Below are 21,026 nucleotides of genomic sequence, written 5' to 3'. Positions count from 1 at the left end.
TCCACCCATTGCAATCAACGCATGACCTTTGACACGCAGGTACAACGCCGCCGACTGGCCCTGTTCGACCTGGACCACACCCTGCTGCCCCTGGATTCCGACTACGAGTGGGGCGAGTTCACCATCCGCATCGGCTGGGCCGACCGCGAAGAGTTCGGCCGGCGCAACAAGGCGTTCTACGACGACTACGTCGCCGGGCGGCTGGACGTGCACGACTACGTGCGCTTCGCCACCGACGCCATTCGCCAGCGCGGCGCCGAGGCGGCGGCCCTGGCGCACGCGCAGTTCATGCGCGAGGTGATCCAGCCCGCGCTGCGCGAGGAAGCGCGCGCGCTGGTGCAGCGCCACCGCGACGCGGGCGACGAGGTGCTCATCATCACCGCCACCAACGAGTTCGTCACCCGCCCCATCGCCCTGGCGTTGGGCGTGGATCAGCTGGTCGCCGTGGAGCTGGAGCGCGGCGACGACGGCTGGATCACCGGCGGCATTCGCGGCGTGCCCTCCATGCGCGAGGGCAAGGTGCAGCGCATGGAGCAGTGGCTGGCCGAGCGTGGCCTGCGCTGGACGGACGTGGACAGCACGTTCTACAGTGACTCCATGAACGACGTGCCGCTGCTGGAAAAGGTGGATCATCCCGTCGCCACCAACCCCGATCCACGCCTGCGCGCACTGGCTTCCCAGCGCGGCTGGCGCATTCTGGACCTGTTTCCCCCACACCCATGATCAAGACCTTCATCGACAAACTGCTGGGCAAGGGCGCCGCCGGCGCGGGCCGTGGCACACGCGGCCGCTTTGGCAAGCGTGCGGAAGTGCCCGCCGCGGTGCACGGCATCAACCCTGAACTGGTGGACCGCCGCGCCAGCGACGTGGTGCGCACACTCAAGCAGGCGGGCTACGAGGCCTACATCGTCGGCGGCGCGGTGCGTGACCTGCTGCTGGGCCTCAAGCCCAAGGACTTCGACGTGGCCACCAACGCCACGCCCGAGCAGGTCAAGGGCCTGTTCCGGCGCGCCTTCATCATCGGCAAGCGCTTTCGCATCGTGCACGTGGTGCACGGCCGCGGGCGCGAGCATGAGGTGATCGAGGTCTCCACTTTCCGCGCCTACATGGACAATGCGGCAGCCGAGCAGGTGGGGGGCAACGAAAAGACCAGCAAGGCCCAGCTGGCCGGCATGCACCATGCCGTGGACGCCAGCGGCCGCGTGCTGCGCGACAACGTCTGGGGCCCGCAGGACGAGGACGCCACGCGGCGCGACTTCACCGTCAACGCCATGTACTACGACCCAGAGACTGAGGTCGTGGTGGACTTCCACAAGGGCATCGAGGACGCCAAGAAACGCGTGCTGCGCATGATCGGCGACCCGGCCACGCGCTACCGCGAGGACCCCGTGCGCATCATCCGCGCCGTGCGCTTTGCGGCCAAGCTCAGCCCGCTGGGCTTTGCCCTGGAGCCCAAGACCGCCAAGCCCCTGGTGGAGTGCGAGCCGCTGCTGCGGGAGGTGCCGCAAAGCCGCCTGTTCGACGAGATGCTGAAGCTGCTGCAGACCGGCCACGCGCTGGCCTCGATCGCGCAGCTCAAGTCCCTGGGGCTGGCCACGGGCATCTACCCGCTGCTGGACGTGGTGGTGGACCGTTCCAGCCACCCGTTCGTGCAGGCTGCGCTGGCCGACACCGACCGCCGCGTGGGCGAGGGCAAGCCCGTTGCGCCCAGCTTCCTGCTGGCCTGTGTGCTGTGGCAGGACGTGAAGGCCGGCTGGGAGCAGCGCCTGGGGCGCCAGCAGCCCTTCCCGGCGCTGCAGGATGCGATCGACGATGTGTTCGACAAGCGCATCGGCGATGTCTCCGGCCGCGGCAAGCTGGCGGCGGACATGCGCGAGATCTGGGTCATGCAGCCGCGCTTCGAGAAACGCTCGGGCAGCACGCCCTTCGGCATGGTGGCGCACCTGCGTTTTCGCGCAGGCTTCGACTTCCTGCGCCTGCGCGCGGACGTGGGCGAGGTGGAGGAGGCGCTGGCCGAGTGGTGGCAGGAGTTCTCGCTGGCCGACGATGCGCGCCGTGAGGACATGATCGAGCAGGCGCGCGAGGAGCAGCGCGCGCGCCAGCGCAAGGCCCAGCCCACGGTACGGCGCGTGCCCAAGGCCGTGCCAGTCGCCACGGACGACGCCGAGCCCCCGCGCTGGGCCAGCGATGCCGGTGATTCCCTGGCCGAGCCAGCGGCAGAGGACGCTGCTGCGCCCAAGAAGCGCCGCCGCCGTCGCCGCAAGCCCACGGGCAGCGGTGCATCCGAGGGTGGCGCGCCCGCGGGCGAGGCGTGACCCGGCCTTCCGTGGCGGCCAGCGCCTGGGTGGGCCTGGGAGCTAATCTGGGGGATGCGCGCGGCGCGCTGCGCGACGCGGTGCGGGCGATGGGCGCGTTGCCCGGCACCCAGGTGCGGCAGGTCTCGTCGCTGTACCGCAGCGCGCCGGTGGATGCCGGCGGGCCCGACTATCTCAATGCCGTGGCGCAGTTGCAGACCACCTTGGCGCCACTGGCGCTGCTGCATGCCCTGCAGGCCATCGAGCAGGCCGCGGGGCGCGAGCGCCCCTACCGCAACGCGCCACGCACGCTGGACCTGGATCTGCTGTTGTACGGGGAGGAGCGCCTGGACGGCGCCGAACTCACGCTGCCCCACCCGCGCATGGGCGAGCGGGCCTTCGTGCTCCTTCCTTTGGCGGAACTGGCGCCCGGCCTGGCCCAGACGTGTGGCACAGCCGCCCAGCGCGCCCTGGCCAGCGGCCAGCGCATCGAGCGCCTGGCCGAAGCCACCGAATGGCTGGGCGCAAACTCCTGAATTAATAGCTGCTTGCGCTGGTCGTGCGGACGTTTGAAGGTGAAACCACCTGCAAACCGCCATATGGCAAGCGTGAGGCGCTCTTATTTTTGATGTGAGCGCGCCGCCGGTTGCGAGGCGTCACCGCCGTGGCGGCGGGTGCGGCAGCGCAACAGGGGGGCGCCGTTGGGGCGGCTTGGCCCCAGGCTGACGACGACACGCCCGGACAGTCGCGCCGTGCGCCGCCCGCGGCACTCCGGTGGCACCCGGAATGCCGCGTTCCGGTCAGTCCACCTTGGCGCCGGAGGCCTTCACCACCTGCTGGTACTTGGCGCGCTCGGCGGCCATGAAGGCGTCGAACTGCTCGGGCGTGGTGGCCACGGGCTCGGCCATCAGCGCGGAAAAGCGCGTCTTGGTTTCCGGTGCCTTGAGTGCCTCTGTGAAGGCCTTGTTGAGCTTGGCGATCACGGGCTTGGGCGTGCCGGCCGGTGCCACCAGACCCCACCAGGTGTCGATGGCAAAACCCTTGAAGGTCTGCGACAGCGGGGGCACGCCGGGCAGCATGGGGCTGGCTTCCAGCGAGGTGACGGCCAGGGCCTTGAGCTTGCCCGACTTGATGTTGGGCGCGGCGGCGGCCAGGTTGTCGATGTTGAAGTCCACCTCGCCGGCCAGCAGGGCCAGCTGCGCGGGGCTGGCGCCGCGGTAGGGGATGTGCAGCGCGAAGATGCCGGCCTTCTGCTTGAACATCTCGCCCGCCAGGTGGCCGGCGCTGCCGTTGCCGCCGCTGCCGTAGTTGAGCTTGGCGGGGTTGGCCTTGGCGTAGGCGATCAGGTCCTGCAGGGTGTTGATCTTGAGCTGCTCGGCCCGCGCGGCGTTGACCACCAGCACGTTGGGCACGCGCACCATCTGCGTGATGCCGGCGAAGTCCTTGGCCGCGTCGTAGGGCATGCGGTTGTACAGCCAGGGGTTCACGGCGTGCGTGGCCGTGGCGGCGATGCCGATGGTGTGCCCGTCGGGCGCGGACTTGGCGATCAGATCGGCGCCGATGTTGCCGCCCGCACCCGCCTTGTTGTCGACGACCACCACGCCGAGCGTGTCGCGCACGCGCTCGGCCAGCGCACGCGCCGTCACGTCCAGCGGGCCGCCAGGCGCGTAGGGCACGACCAGGCGGATCGGCGCGTCCTGCGCGTGGCTCAGGGGGGCTGCGAGTGCCACGCCAATGGCAGCGGCCGAAAGAAGAAGGTGTCTGCGGTTCATAGGCCTCCATTGTGCAAAAAATGGAAGACGCTTCCGTGGCGCCGCAATGCTGCCCTGTCCTACGACAAGGCGCGGCGCATCTTTCTACGATGGGCCCGGGCCTTGCCTGCCCCCACCCATGAAAGGACTGACATGCTGGACGCCCCCACCATCCTGGACGAATCACGCTACTCCCACTGCATCGCGGCCTGCAACGCATGCGCTGCCACCTGCGATTTCTGCGCCGCGGCGTGCCTGCGCGAGCCCGACCCGCGCCACATGGCCAAGTGCATCGCGCTGGACATGGACTGCGCCGACATCTGTCGCCTGGCCGCTGCCACTATGGCCCGCGAGAGTCCGCACGTGAACTATGTCTGCGAGCTGTGCGCGCGCATCTGCGAAAGCTGCGCACAGGAATGCATAAGCCACGCGGCGGATCATTGCCAGGACTGCGCGGAAGCCTGTAAGCGCTGCGCCAGCCTGTGCCGCGACATGATCGCTTGAGCGAAGCACGCTCCCTGAGCGGCGGCGCTTATCGCGGCCCTGTTGCAGCACTTCGCGGTGCCGTGCGCCGCGGATCGCGCACGGCGCCCGTGGTCTGGCAGATCCCGTTCCACGACACCTGCTGGCCGGGCGCAACGCCCGTTGCGTGGCGCAGGGTCGTGCGCGGTGCGCCGCGGGGAAGCGCCCGTCAGCCGCCGTGCTTGTCGGCCTCGGACGTGAACGCGTCGGCGTAGAACTCGTCGGGCGGCAGGCCACGCTCCGCGCTGTAGGCGGCGCGGGCCGAGTCCACCACGATGGGCGCGCCGCAGGCATAGACCTGATAGCCCGAGAGGTCGGCAATGTCCTCCATGACCGCCTGGTGCACGAAGCCCGTGCGGCCAGCCCAGCCGTCCTCGGGCAGGGCGTCGGAGACCACGGGCACGTAGCGCAGGTTTGGCAGCGCGGCCAGGCGCTCGCGGATCCAGCCGTCCATGTACAGGTCCGCCGGGCGGCGCCCGCCCCAGTAGAGCGTGGCCGGGCGCGTGATGCCCTTGTGCTGCATGTGTTCGATCAGCGCCTTGATGGGCGCGAAGCCCGTGCCCGAAGCCAGAAACACCATGGGCTTGTCGGAATCCTCGCGCAGGAAGAAGCTGCCGAAAGGGCCCTCCACGCGCAGGATTTCCTTCTCCTTCATGGCGTTGAACACATGGTCGGTGAAGCGCCCGCCGGGCATGTGGCGGATGTGCAGCTCCACGCCTGGCGCGCCTTCCTGCGTGTGGGGTGCGTTGGCCATGGAGTACGCGCGGCGCGCGCCGTCACGCAGGATGAATTCGATGTACTGGCCCGCGTGGTAGCGGAAGGTGTCGGCCGCGGGCAGTTGCAGGCGCACCTGCATCACATCGTGCGATGCGCGCGTGAGCGCCGCCACGCGCACCGGCAGCTTCTTGATGGGATAGGCGCTCTCGTCGGTCACCTGGCGCGATTCCAGCACCACGTCGGTCAGCGGCTGGGCACAGCAGGTGAGCACGAAGCCGGCTTCTTCCTCCTCGGTGCTCAGCGCCTTCTGTTGGTGCTCGCCGTGCACCACCGAGCCGCTGAGCTTCTTGCACTTGCACGAGCCGCAGGCACCGTCCTTGCAACCGTAGGGCATGCCCACGCCGCCGCGGATGGCCGCGGACAGGATGGTTTCGCCAGCCTGCGCCTCGAAGGCACGGCCACTGGGCTGCACGGTGATCTGGAATGCGGTCTCTGCGCTGGTCATGACAGTGGGTATCCTTGGAGTTGTCTTCAAGCAAACCGACCGATTTTGCCCTCAATCCAAAACCCTCTCGGCGCCCTGCCGGCGCGCTTTCGCCGCCAGCGCGTGCTCATCATTGGCTGCGGCGACGTGGGGCTGCGCGTGGTGCGCAGCCTGAACGGACCCCAGGGCGGGAGTGGCCGCCCGCGCGTGCTTGCGCTCACGTCCTCGCCCACGCGCGTGCCGCAGCTGCGTGGGGCGGGCGTTACGCCGCTGCTGGGCAATCTGGACGATGCGGCCACGCTGGCGCGCCTGGCGGGCGTGGCCACGCGGGTGCTGCATCTGGCGCCGCCACCTGGCGAGCGCGAGGTTGGTCCGCGCTGGTGGCTGGACCCCCGCAGCACGGCGCTGGCGCGTGCGCTGCGCCGGCGCACGCTGCCGCAATCCCTGGTGTATGCCTCCACCAGTGGCGTGTATGGCGACTGCGCGGGGGACTGGGTGCCCGAGTCGCGGCCCGTGGCGCCCGCCACGCCGCGCGCGCAGCGCCGCGTGAATGCCGAGCGCGCCATGCGTCACCTGGGCCGTGCGGGCGTGCCCGTGAGCATTCTGCGCGTGCCCGGCATCTACGCCCCTGACCGTGAGGGCGGCACGCCCGAAGCGCGCCTGCGCCGCGGCACGCCCGTGCTGGCCGAGCCTGACGACGTCTATACCAACCACATCCATGCGGATGACCTGGCGCGGGCCTGCATGCTGGCGCTGTGGCGCGCCCGTGCGCAACGCATCTACAACGTGGCAGACGACAGCCAGCTCAAGATGGGAGACTACTTCGACTTCGCGGCCGACCTCTATGGCTTGCCGCGTCCGCCGCGCGTGCAGCGCAGTACCGCGCAGGAGCAGCTACCGCTGTCGCTGCTGAGTTTCATGGGCGAATCGCGGCGGTTGACCACTAAGCGCATGGCGCGCGAACTGCGCCTGCGCTTGCGCTACCCCACCGTGCGCGAAGGGCTGCAGGCACCGCACCCTTAGCGGGGGTAGGTGTTGCCCTGCTTGTCGTAGCAGCGAAACACGTTGCAGTGCGTGATTTCGCGCCGCGGCGGCGGCGCGGGCCGTGGTGGCACCACCACCACCGGCGGGGCGTAGTAGGGCGAGGGATAGACGGTGCGGCTGGAGCGCGCGCTCTCCGCGCGTGCATAGTCCGCCGGACTCAGGCACGCGAGGTCAGCCTGGCGCTGCGCCGCATCCAGCCGCGCCTGCTCGTCGTACATGCCGCGGCCCATGGTGGAGAGCACCTCCTGCAGGTTGCGCCTTGCGCGCTGGCAGTCTACGGATTGCGATGGATCGGCCGGGGTGGCGCGAGGGCGCGCTGCGCGCGTCGCGGGCTCGGCGTCGCGCTGTTGCTGGCGCTCCCATTGCTGTCGCTCCTGCTTGCGCTCCAGGGCTTCGGCGGCTTGCTCGCGCTCCTGCTGGATTTCCTGGGGGGTCTTGCGGGCTTCGACTTCGCGTGCGGACTGGCCGCGGCCGCAGTCGCCATCGGTGTAAGTCACCTTGCCCGTGGCCGGGTCGGTGCAGCGCACCACCTGGGCCATTGACGGCAGGGGCAGACAGGTAACCAGCGTCAGCGCCAGCGCGGCACTGACGGTGCCAAGGGAGCCAGGCAGGGCTCGGGTCATGGGCGGCCTTCAGCGCCAGTCGGGGCGCGGGTTGGGGCGGTCGCCGGGCTGGGGCTGGAATGCCTGGTTGCGTCGCTCCCGCTCGGCTTCGCGCTCCGCGCGGCGGTCACGTTCGAACTGCAGCTGCCGTTCTCGTGCCACGTCGGGGTTGGGGTGGCGCAGCAGTTGGTCTTCCTTACGGCGCTGGTCCCAGTCGCGGCGGCGTTCGGCCTCCCAACGTTCGGCGTCGCGGCGGCGTTCCGCTTCGCGCCGGTCGGCTTCACGGCGGTCCGCATCGCGGCGGCGGTCGGCTTCGCGACGACGGTCCGCCTCACGGCGTTCGCGCTCCTGGGCCTCGCGCCATTGGCGCTCACGCGCTTCCCGCCACTGGCGCTCGCGCCAGGCGTCTTCACGCCAGCCGGAAGGCGGCGGGGGGTAGTCGCGCCAGCCTAACGGCGGGGCGGTATAGATCACGCCGGGCTGCTCGTACACCGTCATGGACGATGGCGCGGGATAGTAGCCGCCCCCATCGTAGTAGGGGTCACCCGGCACAGCGGCGCAGCCGACAGCCAGCGAGGCGAGCACGCCGGCGGTGAGGATGCGCACACAAGTCCAACGCGAAAGAGGCATGGAGAGGTCTCCCGGGTAAGCACGCCGGGCGGTCCGGGCCGGCGCTGTGGTGGTAAAGGCGGTGGTCTCGCTGCCACCTCTTGTGTGTCAGACGCGCGTCGGACCATTTTGGTTGACCCTACCGGACCGGCTTTGTCAGGCTTTGCCGCCTCTTCACCATTGTGACCGGGTGTTTCGCCGCCAGCGCAGGGCTTGGCGGCCGCGCGGCGCGCGATGATTCCGCCTGGCGCAAGGGTGCCGACGCTGCCTACCCGTGCTGTTGCGCTGCGGGCACGGAGCCGTCGGCGCGCAGGCGGAACAGGGCCACGGACTGCACCAGTTGCTCGGCCTGCAGCTTCAGGCTGTCGGCGGCGGCTGCGCTTTCCTCCACCAGTGCGGCGTTCTGCTGCGTGGCCTGGTCCATCTGCGCCACGGCATCGCTCACCTGGTGCACCCCGGCGCTTTGCTCCTGGCTGGCGGTGCTGATCTCGGCCACGATGCCGCTCACCCGCTGGATGGCCGTCACCACCTCCGTCATGGTGGCGCCGGCTTGGCCGACCAGTGCGGACCCTTGCTCCGCCCGCTCCACGCTGGTGTGGATCAGTTGCTTGATCTCCTTGGCCGCGGCGGCCGAGCGCTGGGCCAGCGCGCGCACCTCGCCGGCCACCACGGCGAATCCGCGGCCCTGCTCGCCGGCGCGTGCGGCCTCCACCGCGGCGTTCAGCGCCAGGATGTTGGTCTGGAAGGCGATGCCGTCGATGACGCCGATGATGTCCGCGATGCGGTGGCTGCTTTCGTTGATGCCCTGCATGGTGGTGACGACCTGGGTCACCACTTCGCCGCCCTGGCTGGCGACCTGCGAGGCGTTGGCGGCCAGTTGGTTGGCCTGGCGCGCGTTGTCGGCGTTCTGGCGCACGGTGGACTCAGTCCATGGTGAGCTTCTGCTTGTCCACCACGTTTTTGTAAGCCGTGTACTCCGCCTTGATTTCCTGGGCGAACTTCGCCGGCGTGTCGGCCACGATCAGCGAGCCCGTGTCCTCAATGCGCTTGCGCACCGCAGGGTCCTTCAGCACCTTGTGCACTGCGGCGTTGACCTTGTCCACGATGTCCTTGGGCAGACCCTTGGGTCCGATGATGCCGTAATAGGCCATGCGGTTCACGTTGGGCAGGCCCACTTCGGCCAGTGTGGGCACGTCGGGCAGCACGGCCAGGCGCTGCGGGGCGGCCACCACCAGGGCGGTCAGGCGCTTGTCCTTGATGAAGGGCAGGGCGGACGGCAGGTTGTCGAAGATCAGCGGGATCTGGCCGGCGACGGCGTCGTTCAGTGCCGGGCCCGAGCCGCGGTAGGGCACGTGCACCAGCTGGGTGCCGGTCTCCAGCATGAACATTTCCATCATCAGGTGGCCGATGCTGCCGGTGCCGGGCGAGCCGAACGAGTACTTGCCTGGAGTCTTCTTGACTTCGGCCAGGAAGCTCTTGTATTCCTTGCCGACGAACTGCGGGTTGGCCGCAATCACGTTGGGCGTGGCGGCGATGTTCACGACCGGGGTGAAGTCGGTGAACACGTTGTAGGGGATCTTGGGGTTGATGGCCGGGTTGGTGGCCGTGGTGGACACGGTGGCCACGCCCAGGTTGTAGCCGTCCGGCGTGGCGCGCGCGGTTTCGGCCGCACCGATGGCGCCGCCGCCGCCGCCCTTGTTCTCCACCACCACGGGCTGGCCCAGCTCGCGGCCCAGGGGCTCGGCCACCACGCGGGCGATCAGGTCGGTGGTGCCGCCCGCGGCGAAGGGCACCAGCAGGCGGATGGGCTTGTTGGGGTAGCCGGACTGGGCCTGGGCGGCCGAGCCGAGCAGGGCCAGCAGGCCCAGGGTGAGTGCGCTGCGACGAATCATGCTTTTATCTCCTGTTATCGATGTGGTGAAGCAATGGCGTGCCAGTGATGGCGGGAAGGACGCACCGGCGGGACCGGTGCGGGAAAAGGGTCAGATGGCACCCCCCGCTTTGAGCGCTGCGATGGCCGAAGCATCCAGGCCCAGCTCGCGCAGCACCTCGTCGGTGTGCTGGCCGAGCGCGGGTGGCGCGCGATGGTAGCTGACGGGCGTGCCCGACAGCCGCATGGGGTTGGCCACCGTGGCCACGTGGGCGATGCCGTCGCCGGCGTCGCGGGGCAGCTCCCTGCGGATGCCGCGCGCGCGCACCTGTGGGTCGTCGAAGGCCTGGGCGATGGTGTTGATGGGGCCGCAGGGCACGGCCTTGTCCTCCAGCAGGGCGATCCACTCGGCGGTGCTGCGGGTCTGCAGGACGGGCTCCATCAGCGCCAGCAGCGCAGCGCGGTGCTGCACGCGTGCGGTATTGGTGGCAAAGCGTGCGTCCTGTGCCCATTCGGGGTGGCCGCACGCCTGGCAAAAGCGCGCGAACTGTCCGTCGTTGCCGATCGCCAGCAGCACGTTGCCGTCGCGGCTGCGAAAGTCCTGGTAGGGCGCCAGGCTGGGGTGGATGTTGCCGGCGCGTCCGGGCGCCTGCCCGGTGGCCAGGTAGCCCGCCGCCTGGTTGGCCAGCACGGCCATGCCCACGTCGAGCAAAGCCATGTCGATGTGCTGCCCTTCGCCGGTGCCGTTGCGGGCGTTGTCGCGCGCGTTCAGCGCGGCCAGGATGGCGTTGCTGGCGTACAGGCCGGTGAACACGTCCACCACGGCCACGCCGACCTTTAGAGGCCCGCCGCCGGGCTGCCCGTCGGCATGGCCGGTGATGCTCATCAGGCCGCACATGGCCTGCACCATCAGGTCGTAGCCGGCGCGTTCGGCATACGGCCCGTCCTGGCCGAAGCCGGTGATGGAGCAGTAGACCAGGCGCGGGTTCAGCGCTTTCAGGCTGGCGTAGTCCAGCCCGTATTGCGCGAGGCCCCCCACCTTGAAATTCTCGACCACCACGTCGGCCTCGGCGGCCATGCGGCGCAGCAGCGCCTGGCCCTCGGGATGGGCCATGTCCACGGTGATGCTGCGCTTGTTGCGGTTGCAGGCGGTGAAGTAGCTGGCCTCGCGCGTGTCGCGGCCAGCGTCGTCCTTCAGGAAGGGCGGGCCCCAGTGGCGCGTGTCGTCACCGGCCTGGGGGCGCTCGACCTTGACCACGTCGGCGCCCAGATCGGCCAGCATCTGGGTGCACCAGGGACCGGCGAGCACGCGCGAGAGGTCCAGCACCTTGATGCCGGCAAGCGCGCCGGCGGGGGCGGTGGGTGGGGTCATGGCTGCAGAGTGGGTGCTATGAAAAAGTGAGCTGCTTGCGCTTGTCCATGCTTGATTTGGTATTTAAAACAATTTGAAATCAAGCGTGGCCAGGCGCAGCGTGCTCCTATTTTTGAGGTGCGCCGCGGCGCTGGCCTCAGTTGGCGAACGCGGCGATGCCCGTCTGCGCGCGGCCCAGGATGAGCGCGTGCACGTCGTGCGTGCCCTCGTAGGTGTTGACCACCTCCAGGTTCACCAGATGGCGCGCCACGCCGAACTCGTCGCTGATGCCGTTGCCGCCCATCATGTCGCGCGCCAGGCGGGCGATGTCCAGCGCCTTGCCGCAGTTGTTGCGCTTGATCAGCGAGGTGATCTCGACCACGTTCTGGTGCTCGTCCTTCATGCGGCCCACGCGCAGCGCGGCCTGCAGGCCCAGCGTGATCTCGGTCTGCATGTCGGCCAGCTTTTTCTGCACGAGCTGGTTGGCGGCCAGCGGGCGGCCGAACTGCTTGCGGTCCAGCGTGTACTGGCGCGCGGTGTGCCAGCAGAACTCGGCCGCGCCCATGGCGCCCCAGGCGATGCCGAAGCGTGCGCTGTTCAGGCAGGTGAACGGGCCCTTCAACCCGCGCACTTCGGGGAAGGCGTTTTCCTCGGGCACGAACACGTCGTCCATCACGATCTCACCGGTGATGGAGGCGCGCAGGCCCACCTTGCCGTGGATGGCGGGGGCGGACAGGCCCTTCATGCCCTTGTCCAGGATGAAGCCGCGGATCTGGCCCACGGTGCCGGATGCCTCCACTTCCTTGGCCCAGACGACGAACACGTCGGCCACGGGGCTGTTGGTGATCCACATCTTGTTGCCCTTGAGGCGATAGCCGCCGTCCACCTTGTAGGCGCGCGTGGCCATGCTGCCGGGGTCGGAGCCGTGGTCGGGCTCGGTCAGGCCGAAGCAGCCGATGAATTCGCCGGAAGCCAGCTTGGGCAGGTACTTCTGCTTCTGCGCCTCGGAACCGAACTCGTTGATCGGCACCATCACCAGCGACGACTGCACCGACGCCATGGAGCGATAGCCCGAGTCCACGCGCTCGATCTCGCGCGCTACCAAGCCGTAGCTCACGTAGTTCAGGCCGGCGCCGCCGTATTCGGTGGGGATGGTGGGGCCCAGCAGGCCCAGCTCGCCCATCTCGCGGAAGATGGTCACGTCGGTCTTCTCGTGGCGGAACATGTCCAGCACGCGGGGCGCCAGCTTGTCCTGGCAGTAGGCGCGCGCGGCGTCACGGACGGCGCGCTCGTCCTCGGTGAGCTGCTGGTCGAGTTGGAAGGGGTCGTCCCATTGGAAGGCGGTGCGGGTCATGGTGTCTCCAGTGCTGGAATGCGGGGTGGGTGGTAGGACCCAAGCATGCACAAGGTGCATTGCTTGGTTAACGAAGGTGATCGTATGGCGTGTGAGTGAGCGGCAGCAAGCGAGTTATTCGCATCCAGATATTTGATTTAAGAATATCTGGCTAAGATGCTGCGATGCGACGACACCTGCCATCCACCCAGGCGCTGGCCTGCTTCGAAGCCGCTGCGCGGCACGAGAGCTATACCCGCGCCGCGCAGGAGTTGGCGCTGACGCAAAGCGCGGTGTCGCGCCAAATCCTGGCGCTGGAGGAGCAACTGGGCGTGCAACTCTTTCGCCGCACGCGCCACGGGGTGGTGCTCACCCCCGCGGGGCGGCATTACGGGCAGCAGGTGGCGCGCTGGCTGCAGGGGCTGGAGCGCGACACGCTCGACGTCATGGCCCACCAGGGGCATGGCGGCGCCATTTCGCTTGCGGCAGTGGCCACCTTTGCCACGCGCTGGCTGATCCCGCGCCTGCCTCTGCTGGCCGCGCGCCACCCCGAGATCGTGGTGCACATCGAGACGCAGACCCGGCCCTTCCTGTTCAACGATACGGCCTTCGACGCGGCGCTGTACGCGGGCACGCCCGAGCAGGTCGCCAACTGGCCCGGCGTGCAGGCGCAGCTGCTGATGCAGGAGGACGTGGTGCCCGTGTCCAGCCCGCGCCTGCTGGAGACGGCGGCGCAGCAACTGGGCATGCCGCGCGGCACGGGCCGTGCACACCAGGGCCTGCCGCCACAGGCGCTGGCGCGGCTGCCGCTACTGCAGCAAAGCACCCGGCCCTATGGCTGGCGACAGTGGTTCGATGCCATGGGCGTGTTGGATGCGCCGCGCGCGCTGGAAGGGCCGCGCTATGAACTGTTCTCCATGACGGCCGCCGCGGCGGCCCACGGCCTGGGGATTGCGCTGATGCCGCCCATGCTGATCGAGGCCGAGATCGCCCGGGGCGAGCTGGTGGTGGCCTGCCCGCGTCCGTTGCGTGGCGAGCGGGGTTACTACCTCGTGAGCCCCGCGCAGCCCCAGCCGCCGGTGCTGGCCGCGTTCGCTGGCTGGCTGCAGGACATGGCGGTGGCCGGGCCGCTGGCGTAGCCGCTCTTCAGCATCTGTCGATCAGCGTCCACCCATCAACGCGACGCATACCGGCACCAGCACGGCAGTGGCCACACCGTTCAGGCCCATCGCCAGCGCGGCGAAGGCACCGGCCGTGGGATGCACCTGCAGTTCGCGCGCCGTGCCGATGGCATGGGCCGTGAGGCCGATGGCAAAGCCGCGCACGGCCGGGTCGTGCACGCGCAGCAGGCGCAGCAGCGGCCCCGCCAGCACCGCCCCCGCAATGCCCGTGATGGCCACGGCCACCGCTGCCAGCGATGGCGCGCCGCCGATGCGCTCCGCCACGGGCAGCGCGATCGGCATGGTGGCGGATTTGGGTGCGAGCGCCATCAGCGTCTCATACGATGCGCCCAGAGCCCAGGCCAGCAGCAGGGCGGAGACGATCGCCACCGTGCAGCCCACGAGCAGCGCCACGCTGATCGGGCGCCAGAGCTGGCGAATGCGCTCGCGCTGCGCGAACAGCGGCACGGCCAACGCCACCGTGGCGGGGCCGATGAGAAAGCTCAGCAGTTGCGTGCCCTCGCGGTAGGTGGCGTAGGGCGTGCCCGTGAGCAGCAGCACCGCCACGACGAGCGCCGTCGCCGTCAGTGGTGGGATCAGTAGCGGGTGTGCGCCGCTGCGCCGATACAGCGTCAGCGTCAGCGTGTAGGCCGCCAGCGTCAGCGCCAGCCAGGGCAGGGGCGACGCCGTGAGCCATGCGGCCAGCCCGGGGAGAGACGCGCTCACGGGGCCTGCTCCTGCTCGCGCGGGCGTGCGTCGGCGCTGTCGCGCAGCAGCCAGCGCAGCGTCCAGGCCGTCACCACCAGCGTGATGGCCGCCCCCACGATGCCGGCCACGAGGAACGGCAGCCATTCGCGCGCGATGCGGTCAAAGTGCAGCATGACCCCGGCGATCGCCGGGATGAACAGCAGCATCATGTTCTGCAGCAGGCTGCCCGCGGTGCTCTCCAGCGCCTGCGGGACGCGCCCGTATGCCAGCAGCGCCGCCAGCAGCAGCAACATGCCTGCGAGAGCGCCAGGCAGGGGCAGACCCAGGAGTTGGACCAGAAGTTCTCCCAGCAACTGGAGGATGAAGAGGGCGGTCAGGGCGTAGAGCATTGAAGGCGGTCAGGGCGGCGCGCAGGCGCAAAACCATGATCATCCCTGATACCCACCGCCCTGCGCTGGCGCTCGGGTGATGCCGCCTCTTTGCGGGAGGTCGGGGGCTCCGCCGGTTGCGCGCAACGGCCATCCGCAATACCCTGGTGTGCAGCGGTCGCCCGGCGAAGCACCCTCCGGTGCAACGCAACGGTCGCCGCACCACTGCACCAGGAGGACTTGCCATGGCTACCGCCCAGCCCCTGTACCACGCGCCCGCGTTTGAACCTACCGTGGATGAGATCGCCACGCTGAAGCAGCTCGAAATGGGCCAGGCCATCAGCGTGCCCGACGCGCTCAAGCACCACCTGTCCGGGCGCTTGCTGGAATGGGCCTACATCGGCAAGACGGCCACGGGCGAGTTCCACATCACCGACCTGGGCCGCCAGCTCATCAAGCGCCAAAACAACTGAGCCGGGTCACCGCTGCGGGGCGGATTCGCCTCCGTCCTACACGGCGTCCCGTGCGTGCGAAGGTACCTTACGGCCACCGCGGCAAACACCCGACGGGTGCGCATCGCAGCTTCGCTGCCATGCCCAGGCGGCGCGGGCCGGGCTTCTCGGCTCCCATTGCGGGAGCCCTGGTGCCAGGTCTGGGCCGAACGCTGTGGCCGCATGCATGGCAAGGGTGGCGTCCTCTTATCGCCGCCCGGCGGCATGTGGCTAACACCCGTAAGCGTTGCCCTTTGGCAGCGTCCCGTGCTGGCCAGTCCTCACGGGGCCCCGCGTACTCGATTGCCGAGGCGCGGGCGGCAGGCACATCGTCCTGCCGCTGCCTCTGGCGCGGTATGCCACCGACCCGGAGATGGCTGACATGATTCACCGCACCGCTCTCGCTCACCGCCAACCGGCCGATCCCCCCGTGGAGCCGGATGTGCCCGCACCACCCCCGGAGCCCGCTGACACGCCTCCGCGCCTGGGCTGAATGGCGGTACGTACGGGCAGTACGCGCACTTGCGCGGGTGGCTGTCTTACAAGGCAGGCCCCGCCAGGCGCTTATGGTGGACCGCAACTACCGGAGCGTGACATGCCACCCAAACCCGCCTCAGGCGAAGTACCCCATTCAGCCGTTGTCGTATTCAACTTGCGCGCTCCAAAGGATCGCTTGAGCGCGCCTGGCGAAGGGGCTCCCGCAGCCACCCAAGGTTCCCCCGGAATGGCCGGCCCGTCGGTGGATGCCCCCCAAGCCCTCAGCGCCCCAGCGCGGCGACACGCCTACCACCCCGGGTCGCGCAGGCATGGGCGCACCTGCCGGGGGCGCGCCCGCGGCGCAGTAGACGATGCGGGCACGCGCATTGCCGCACGACTGACCGGCTACGAACGTGGGTCAAAGAAAGCCGCACGCCACTGAACGCGTTTTCGATCCCACATAGGCTTCTTTTCCCGCTGCTCGCTGGTACATGCAGTCAATGGGGCGGGTGCGCAGGATCCTGGCGCTTGTGCGTGACCCAGATCAGGGCGTGCGTATCAACCCCCAGCGCCTGGGCGCGAGCCACGATGGCATCGCGCTGCGCAGCGTCCAGTTGTTTGTCGCGCGCCAGAATCCAGCAGTAGCTGGCATCAGGCCCCAACACCAGCGCCCAGCGGTAGTCAGGGTCAAGCGCCGCGACGTGGTAGCCGCCGTAGAACGGGCCGAAGAAGGACACCTTGAGCGATCCGGTGGTGGGGGCACCCGTGAACAGCGCCGTGCCAACGGCTTCGCGCCATTGGCCCGATGCGGCGGCAAAGCCGCGGTTGACCACGCGCACGCTGCCATCCGCCTGGGGGGTGTAGGTGGCGGACACATCCGTCATGCCGCGCTCGAATGAGTGGTCGAGCCGGGCCAGCTCATACCAGCGCCCCTGATAGCGCTGTAGATCGAATGGCGAGACCGCTTCTACGCCCGGCGGGGGGCTGGTGTTTGCACAGCCGGCCATTACGGCGACGCCCGCCATCCACAGCGCCCACAGGCCTGCGCGGCAGGACGGGATGAGTGCGCGCCGCACAGAAAACAGAAAAGCCGAGACCAGGTACATGTGATGTCCTTGACCGAGTGGTGGATCAGTGTGTGTGGCGCCATTGCGCCACCAAGGGTTGAAGCCCCGTCAGGTGCTGGACGAGAGTGATCCCTTCGAGGGGCTTTTGGTACAGAGCCGTGCACGAGCCGCCGACCCACAACGCGGTGGTGGGAGACAACTGGGCCCGCAACTCACGCAGGCTGGCGTGAACGACTGTCCCGTTATGCACATTGCTGAAGCTCAAAGCCACCACATCCGCCCGATGGGCCACGGCGGCTTGGGCCACGTCGCCCACGGGTGTCTGCGTACCCAGCGAAACGCAGGTAGAGCCTTCCAGTGCCAGCAGTGCTTCAACCATGAGCAACCCCAAGCTGTGCAATTCCTGGGGCAGCGTGGTGAGCAGGACCTTGGGACCTTGCGGTATGGGCAGCGGCGCCAGGGAAGCAATCGCGTTGCGCAGAACCCCGGTGATGACCTCGGTGAAGAGGTGTTCCTCGAAGACCTCGAAGCGCCCTTGCACCCAGCCCTCGCCCACGGCCGTGGTCAGGGGAGCCACCAGGTCGGTGACGAACGGAGCGAGCCCCATGCGCAGCTGCGCGTGACTCAGGGCATGCCGCAGGGCTTGCGGATCGTGCGCTCCGATGGCGTCAAGAAGCGGAGTCAGGGTCGCAGGTGAGGAGAACGCCTGAAAGTTTGTCTTGGACAAGACTGAGCTGGGGGATGAAGGTCTCTGGTTCAGCAAGGACAGCAGTTCTGCACTGTCCAAGCCCACCACCTTGCCGGGCCTGGCCCCTGTGTCGAGCAGGCGGCGAATCAGTTTCAGCCGTTGCACCTGCTCGCTCGGATACAGGCGGTCCCCCGCCCCGTCGCGCAAGGGTTGCGGGAAGCCATAGCGTTTTTCCCATACGCGCAAGGTGTCCTTGGCTACGCCGGTTTCGCGCTCCACGGCGGCGATGGGCAAACCTGCGCTATCGGGATGGTCTGGCGTGCTCATGCGCCAACCTTTATGCGGCGTACAGGCCTCAGGAGGGTATCGAAAGTCATGGACAAACTGTGGGGATTGGTGAAATTGTCTAGGACAAAATTTGTTTTGTCCACTACATTACGCCCATTGTCTGCGCACAGGGTTGTTGGTGACCTGCCTGGCGCACAGCCAGTTGGTGATTGCGCACCAGGCCTGGGGCGTGCGTCTGGGCGGCGACGCGCTGCAGCGCAGCCGTGTGGTGGCCTGGCGCGAAGGTCCGGGGCTGATCGGCGTGGTCACGGCCAGTGCGTTGTCGGTGGCCTGGGGCGCCGGGCCCATGCTGGTGGTGTTCGCGCTGAGCTTGCTGGCCGGGTGGCTGGCCCTGTGGTGGGCGCCGCGCCCTGCAGCACCTGCGCAACGGGATTTGTCTGCCGCTTTTGCCTGGGCCACGGTCTGACAACCCTTGCGCCAGCCAGCCTTTCGCCGCTTGTTGGCGGTGTTTTTGTGCAACGGCATTGCCAGCGCAGTTCCGGCGGCGTTGATGCTGTTTTTTGCCCGGGACCGGCTGCAGGCCACACAGGCGCAGATTGCCTTGTTTCTGGTGCTGTACTTTGTCAGCGGGGCGCTGTCCATGCCAGGGTGGCTGCGCGCGGTGCGCCGCTGGGGGCTGGAGCGCGCATGGCTGGGCGGCATGCTGCTGGCGGTGGCCTGTTTTGGCTGGACGACGCTTCTGGGCAGCGGGCAGATTGCGGCCTTTGCGTGGATCTGTGCGTTGTCCGGTATCGCCTTGGGGGCGGATCTGGCCTTGCCCGGGGCTTTGCTGGCGCGCTTGGTGGAACGCCAGGGGGCTCAGGGGCGCAGCGAAGGGGCGTACCTGGGGTGGTGGAACCTGGCCACCAAACTGAATCTGGCCCTGGCCGCAGGCGCGGCGCTGCCGTTGCTGCAGTGGCTCGGCTACAGCCCCGGCATCCAGGACGCCCACGCGCTGCAGCGCCTCGCTTGGGCTTACGCGCTGCTGCCTTGCGCCCTCAAGCTTCTGGCGGCAGGTTTGCTGTACCGCCTGCTGATCCACCCCTCCCCGCCGTTGCATGACCAAGGAGTTTCCCCATGAACACCCGCCGCCACGCCTTGCTGGCCCTGCTCGCGGGCACTGCCGTGTTGACCGGCTGTGCCAGCCCCCAGGTGACCGACTATGCCCAGGAGCGTCCACAGCTGGAACTGGACCGCTACTTCAACGGCCGCATCCTGGCCCACGGTATTTTTCAGCAGCGAGGCGGCGAGGTGGTACGCCGCTTCACCGTGGTGATGGACTGCCACTGGGAGGGCCATCAAGGCGTGCTGGACGAGGCTTTCACCTATTCGGAGGGCAGCACCCAGCGCCGCATCTGGCGCCTGACCAAACATGCCGATGGGCGCTACACCGGGACCGCTGACGATGTGGTAGGTGAGGCCCAGGGCCAGACCGCGGGCAATGCCTTCCGCTGGAACTACACGCTGCGCCTGCCGGTGGACGGCAAGGAGTATGAAGTGCAGTTCGATGACTGGATGTTCCTGGTCGATGACCGAGTCATGCTCAATCGGGCCACGATGCGCAAGTTCGGCCTCACCCTGGGCGAGGTACTGCTGTCGTTCACCAAGACATAAGGAGCCGCACTGTGCCTTTGAATCCTGCCATCACTGACTGGCGCGGCAAGCGCGTGTGGCTGGTGGGCGCCTCCAGCGGTATTGGCCGGGCCGTCGCAGCGCAATTGCACGCACAGGGCGCGCAGGTGATCGTGTCGGCACGCCAGCAGGCGCTGCTGGCGGCGTTTGCGCACGAACACCCTGGCAGCCAAGCAGTGGTGCTGGATGTGACCGATGCCCAGGCGGTCCTGGACGTTGCCGCGCGCCTGCAGACCGAGTCACCACTGGACCTGGTGTGCTACTGCGCCGGCCACTACACCCCCATGCGAGCCGACGCGCTGGCGCTGCCCGAGCTGCTGCGCCACCAGCAGGTCAACCTGACGGGCGCGCTGCATGTGCTCGCCGCCGTGGTGCCAGGCCTGTTGGCTTCGGCCCAGGCCGGGCGTGCGCCCCACCTGAGCCTGGTCGCCAGCGTAGCCGGCTGGCGCGGCCTGCCGCAGAGCCTGGCCTACGGACCGACCAAGGCGGCCCTCATCAACCTGGCCGAGACGCTGTTCCTTGATCTGCGCCCGCAGGGCGTGGGCGTGAGTGTGGTGAACCCCGGCTTTGTCGATACGCCCCTGACGCGCCAGAACGACTTCACCATGCCCGCGCTGCTCACGCCGGAGCAGGCGGCCCAGGCCATGTTGCGCGGCTGGGGGAGGGCGCGTTTGAACTGCATTTTCCACGCCGCTTCACGCTGTGGCTCAAGCTGCTGCGCGTGCTGCCGTACCGCTGGTACTTTCCGCTGGTCCACCGTATGACCGGGCTGTGACGTATGCACCCACCTATAGACACCCACGCTTGCGCCGCCCGTCTGGCCCAGCTCTACGAACAGCTGACTCCCGCACAGCTGTCCCTCCTGGGGGACTACTACGCGCCTGATGCGCGGTTCAAGGACCCCTTCAACGACGTGCGCGGAGTGCCCGCCATCCGTGCCATCTTTGCCCGCATGTTCGAGAACCTGGAGCAGCCGCGCTTTGTCGTCACCCAGCGGCTGTTGCAGGACGACCGGGCCTTTTTGCAATGGGAGTTTCACTTCCGCCTGAAGCGCTGGCGGGCACAGGTGCCTCAATGCATCCACGGCGCGACCCTGGTGCATTTTGATGCCCAAGGCCGCGTGACACTGCACCGCGATTACTGGGATCCGGCTGAAGAGCTGTATGAAAAATTGCCTGTTTTGGGGGCTCTGATGCGCTGGCTGCGCAAGGCTGGCGCGGCACCCCTGCCGCACCCCCATCGCTGTTCACCCCCTAGCGACCGTTAAGGTGGAGAAGGGAAGAGGTTCATGCCGATGAACGTCCATGAAGCCACGATATCCCCCCCACCACAAAGCGGAACACCCCGACGACTTTCGTCATCGGGGTGTTCGAGGCCAAGAAGGAGATGGGGCGACCATCTCGTTAACGGCATAAGACGCGGCGGAGGGCTCTGTGGGAGGTGGTCAGCGTCCAAAACACGGACTCACCCGGTTGGTCCGGAGCACTCTAACAGGCCGTTGAAAAAGTGCTTTTCGAACGCATCAGGGACG

Annotated in this window: 20 protein-coding genes and 3 pseudogenes; 11 read left to right on the top strand and 12 right to left on the bottom strand. The window is 68.5% G+C overall.

What is annotated here, in order from left to right; all coding sequences use genetic code 11:
* The first annotated feature begins 21 nt into the window (after positions 1 to 21).
* Genes OX89_RS11615 through folK form a run of 3 tightly spaced genes read left to right on the top strand, consistent with a single transcriptional unit; the run spans position 22 to position 2,830 of the window.
* Positions 22 to 723 carry an HAD family phosphatase gene (locus OX89_RS11615; RefSeq protein WP_011806133.1) on the top strand — a complete coding sequence of 234 codons (702 nt, stop codon included), beginning with the start codon at positions 22 to 24 and terminating at the stop codon, positions 721 to 723.
* Complete coding sequence (gene pcnB, locus OX89_RS11610; RefSeq protein ID WP_047350730.1) at positions 720 to 2,315, top strand: polynucleotide adenylyltransferase PcnB; 1,596 nt, start codon at positions 720 to 722, stop codon at positions 2,313 to 2,315. Before OX89_RS11615 ends, pcnB begins: the two co-directional genes overlap by 4 nt.
* Complete coding sequence (gene folK / locus OX89_RS11605) at positions 2,312 to 2,830, top strand: 2-amino-4-hydroxy-6-hydroxymethyldihydropteridine diphosphokinase (protein ID WP_047350729.1); 519 nt, start codon at positions 2,312 to 2,314, stop codon at positions 2,828 to 2,830. The genes pcnB and folK overlap by 4 nt, the downstream gene beginning before the upstream one ends.
* Positions 2,831 to 3,094: 264 nt before the next feature.
* Here the strand turns inward: folK and OX89_RS11600 are convergent, their stop codons facing one another.
* The gene (locus tag OX89_RS11600; RefSeq protein WP_015913806.1) at positions 3,095 to 4,066 is read right to left on the bottom strand and encodes a tripartite tricarboxylate transporter substrate binding protein; all 972 of its coding nucleotides are present in this window, start codon (positions 4,064 to 4,066) and stop codon (positions 3,095 to 3,097) included.
* Between the two features lie 132 nt (positions 4,067 to 4,198).
* On the opposite strand from OX89_RS11600, the gene OX89_RS11595 reads away from it, so the two are divergent.
* Positions 4,199 to 4,549: a four-helix bundle copper-binding protein gene (locus OX89_RS11595; RefSeq protein ID WP_015913805.1), complete on the top strand. Its 351-nt coding sequence runs from the start codon at positions 4,199 to 4,201 to the stop codon at positions 4,547 to 4,549.
* A gap of 187 nt (positions 4,550 to 4,736) precedes the next feature.
* Here the strand turns inward: OX89_RS11595 and OX89_RS11590 are convergent, their stop codons facing one another.
* On the bottom strand, positions 4,737 to 5,789 hold the full coding sequence (locus tag OX89_RS11590) for a CDP-6-deoxy-delta-3,4-glucoseen reductase (RefSeq protein ID WP_011806128.1): 1,053 nt from the start codon (positions 5,787 to 5,789) through the stop codon (positions 4,737 to 4,739).
* 45 nt (positions 5,790 to 5,834) lie between these two features.
* On the opposite strand from OX89_RS11590, the gene OX89_RS11585 reads away from it, so the two are divergent.
* Positions 5,835 to 6,791, top strand: a complete 957-nt coding sequence (locus OX89_RS11585; protein ID WP_047350728.1) for an SDR family oxidoreductase — start codon at positions 5,835 to 5,837, stop codon at positions 6,789 to 6,791.
* Here OX89_RS11585 and OX89_RS11580 read toward each other — a convergent pair.
* The 6 genes and pseudogenes from OX89_RS11580 to OX89_RS11555 form a co-directional block, all read right to left on the bottom strand.
* The gene (locus tag OX89_RS11580) at positions 6,788 to 7,435 is read right to left on the bottom strand and encodes a DUF4124 domain-containing protein (protein ID WP_011806126.1); all 648 of its coding nucleotides are present in this window, start codon (positions 7,433 to 7,435) and stop codon (positions 6,788 to 6,790) included. The genes OX89_RS11585 and OX89_RS11580 overlap by 4 nt on opposite strands.
* A 9-nt stretch (positions 7,436 to 7,444) precedes the next feature.
* The gene (locus OX89_RS11575; protein ID WP_047350727.1) at positions 7,445 to 8,044 is read right to left on the bottom strand and encodes a hypothetical protein; all 600 of its coding nucleotides are present in this window, start codon (positions 8,042 to 8,044) and stop codon (positions 7,445 to 7,447) included.
* 247 nt (positions 8,045 to 8,291) lie between these two features.
* Positions 8,292 to 8,945: pseudogene (locus OX89_RS11570) on the bottom strand (methyl-accepting chemotaxis protein); the annotation flags it as partial.
* A 1-nt stretch (position 8,946) separates the two neighbouring features.
* Positions 8,947 to 9,915, bottom strand: coding sequence for a tripartite tricarboxylate transporter substrate binding protein BugE (locus OX89_RS11565; RefSeq protein ID WP_047350726.1), 969 nt, complete (start codon positions 9,913 to 9,915; stop codon positions 8,947 to 8,949).
* A gap of 90 nt (positions 9,916 to 10,005) precedes the next feature.
* Positions 10,006 to 11,265 (bottom strand): CaiB/BaiF CoA-transferase family protein, encoded by a 1,260-nt coding sequence (locus tag OX89_RS11560; protein ID WP_047350725.1) that lies wholly within the window; start codon positions 11,263 to 11,265, stop codon positions 10,006 to 10,008.
* A 136-nt stretch (positions 11,266 to 11,401) separates the two neighbouring features.
* Entirely contained in the window at positions 11,402 to 12,598 is a 1,197-nt protein-coding gene (locus tag OX89_RS11555; RefSeq protein WP_047350724.1) for an acyl-CoA dehydrogenase, read from the bottom strand.
* 164 nt (positions 12,599 to 12,762) lie between these two features.
* On the opposite strand from OX89_RS11555, the gene OX89_RS11550 reads away from it, so the two are divergent.
* On the top strand, positions 12,763 to 13,716 hold the full coding sequence (locus OX89_RS11550) for a LysR substrate-binding domain-containing protein (RefSeq protein WP_047350723.1): 954 nt from the start codon (positions 12,763 to 12,765) through the stop codon (positions 13,714 to 13,716).
* A gap of 21 nt (positions 13,717 to 13,737) precedes the next feature.
* Here OX89_RS11550 and OX89_RS11545 read toward each other — a convergent pair whose 3' ends face one another.
* Together OX89_RS11545 and OX89_RS11540 are read right to left on the bottom strand one after the other, a co-directional pair.
* A complete protein-coding gene (locus tag OX89_RS11545) occupies positions 13,738 to 14,463 on the bottom strand; it encodes an LrgB family protein (RefSeq protein WP_047350722.1) in 726 nt (241 codons plus the stop codon).
* Positions 14,460 to 14,834, bottom strand: coding sequence for a CidA/LrgA family protein (locus OX89_RS11540; RefSeq protein ID WP_011806119.1), 375 nt, complete (start codon positions 14,832 to 14,834; stop codon positions 14,460 to 14,462). Before OX89_RS11540 ends, OX89_RS11545 begins: the two co-directional genes overlap by 4 nt.
* 224 nt (positions 14,835 to 15,058) lie before the next feature.
* On the opposite strand from OX89_RS11540, the gene OX89_RS11535 reads away from it, so the two are divergent.
* Positions 15,059 to 15,286: a hypothetical protein gene (locus tag OX89_RS11535; protein ID WP_047350721.1), complete on the top strand. Its 228-nt coding sequence runs from the start codon at positions 15,059 to 15,061 to the stop codon at positions 15,284 to 15,286.
* Positions 15,287 to 16,278: 992 nt separating this feature from the next.
* Here the strand turns inward: OX89_RS11535 and OX89_RS11530 are convergent.
* Together OX89_RS11530 and OX89_RS11525 are read right to left on the bottom strand one after the other, a co-directional pair.
* The gene (locus tag OX89_RS11530; RefSeq protein WP_047350720.1) at positions 16,279 to 16,887 is read right to left on the bottom strand and encodes a lipocalin family protein; all 609 of its coding nucleotides are present in this window, start codon (positions 16,885 to 16,887) and stop codon (positions 16,279 to 16,281) included.
* Positions 16,888 to 16,912: 25 nt separating this feature from the next.
* Positions 16,913 to 17,863 (bottom strand): MerR family transcriptional regulator, encoded by a 951-nt coding sequence (locus tag OX89_RS11525; protein ID WP_047350719.1) that lies wholly within the window; start codon positions 17,861 to 17,863, stop codon positions 16,913 to 16,915.
* A 127-nt stretch (positions 17,864 to 17,990) separates the two neighbouring features.
* Here OX89_RS11525 and OX89_RS11520 point away from each other — a divergent pair.
* The 4 genes and pseudogenes from OX89_RS11520 to OX89_RS11505 all read left to right on the top strand — a co-directional run.
* Positions 17,991 to 18,944: pseudogene (locus tag OX89_RS11520) on the top strand (MFS transporter); the annotation flags it as partial.
* On the top strand, positions 18,941 to 19,477 hold the full coding sequence (locus OX89_RS11515) for a DUF3833 domain-containing protein (protein ID WP_047350718.1): 537 nt from the start codon (positions 18,941 to 18,943) through the stop codon (positions 19,475 to 19,477). The pseudogene OX89_RS11520 and the gene OX89_RS11515, both read left to right, overlap by 4 nt.
* An 11-nt stretch (positions 19,478 to 19,488) precedes the next feature.
* Positions 19,489 to 20,270 (top strand): annotated as a pseudogene (locus OX89_RS11510) (SDR family NAD(P)-dependent oxidoreductase).
* A gap of 3 nt (positions 20,271 to 20,273) precedes the next feature.
* Complete coding sequence (locus OX89_RS11505; RefSeq protein WP_047350717.1) at positions 20,274 to 20,762, top strand: nuclear transport factor 2 family protein; 489 nt, start codon at positions 20,274 to 20,276, stop codon at positions 20,760 to 20,762.
* The last annotated feature ends 264 nt before the right edge of the window (positions 20,763 to 21,026 follow it).

The sequence above is a fragment of the Diaphorobacter sp. J5-51 genome, from assembly GCF_001023515.1.
Classification (GTDB): domain Bacteria; phylum Pseudomonadota; class Gammaproteobacteria; order Burkholderiales; family Burkholderiaceae_C; genus Diaphorobacter; species Diaphorobacter nitroreducens.
This window is presented reverse-complemented; position numbering and strand designations above follow the sequence as displayed.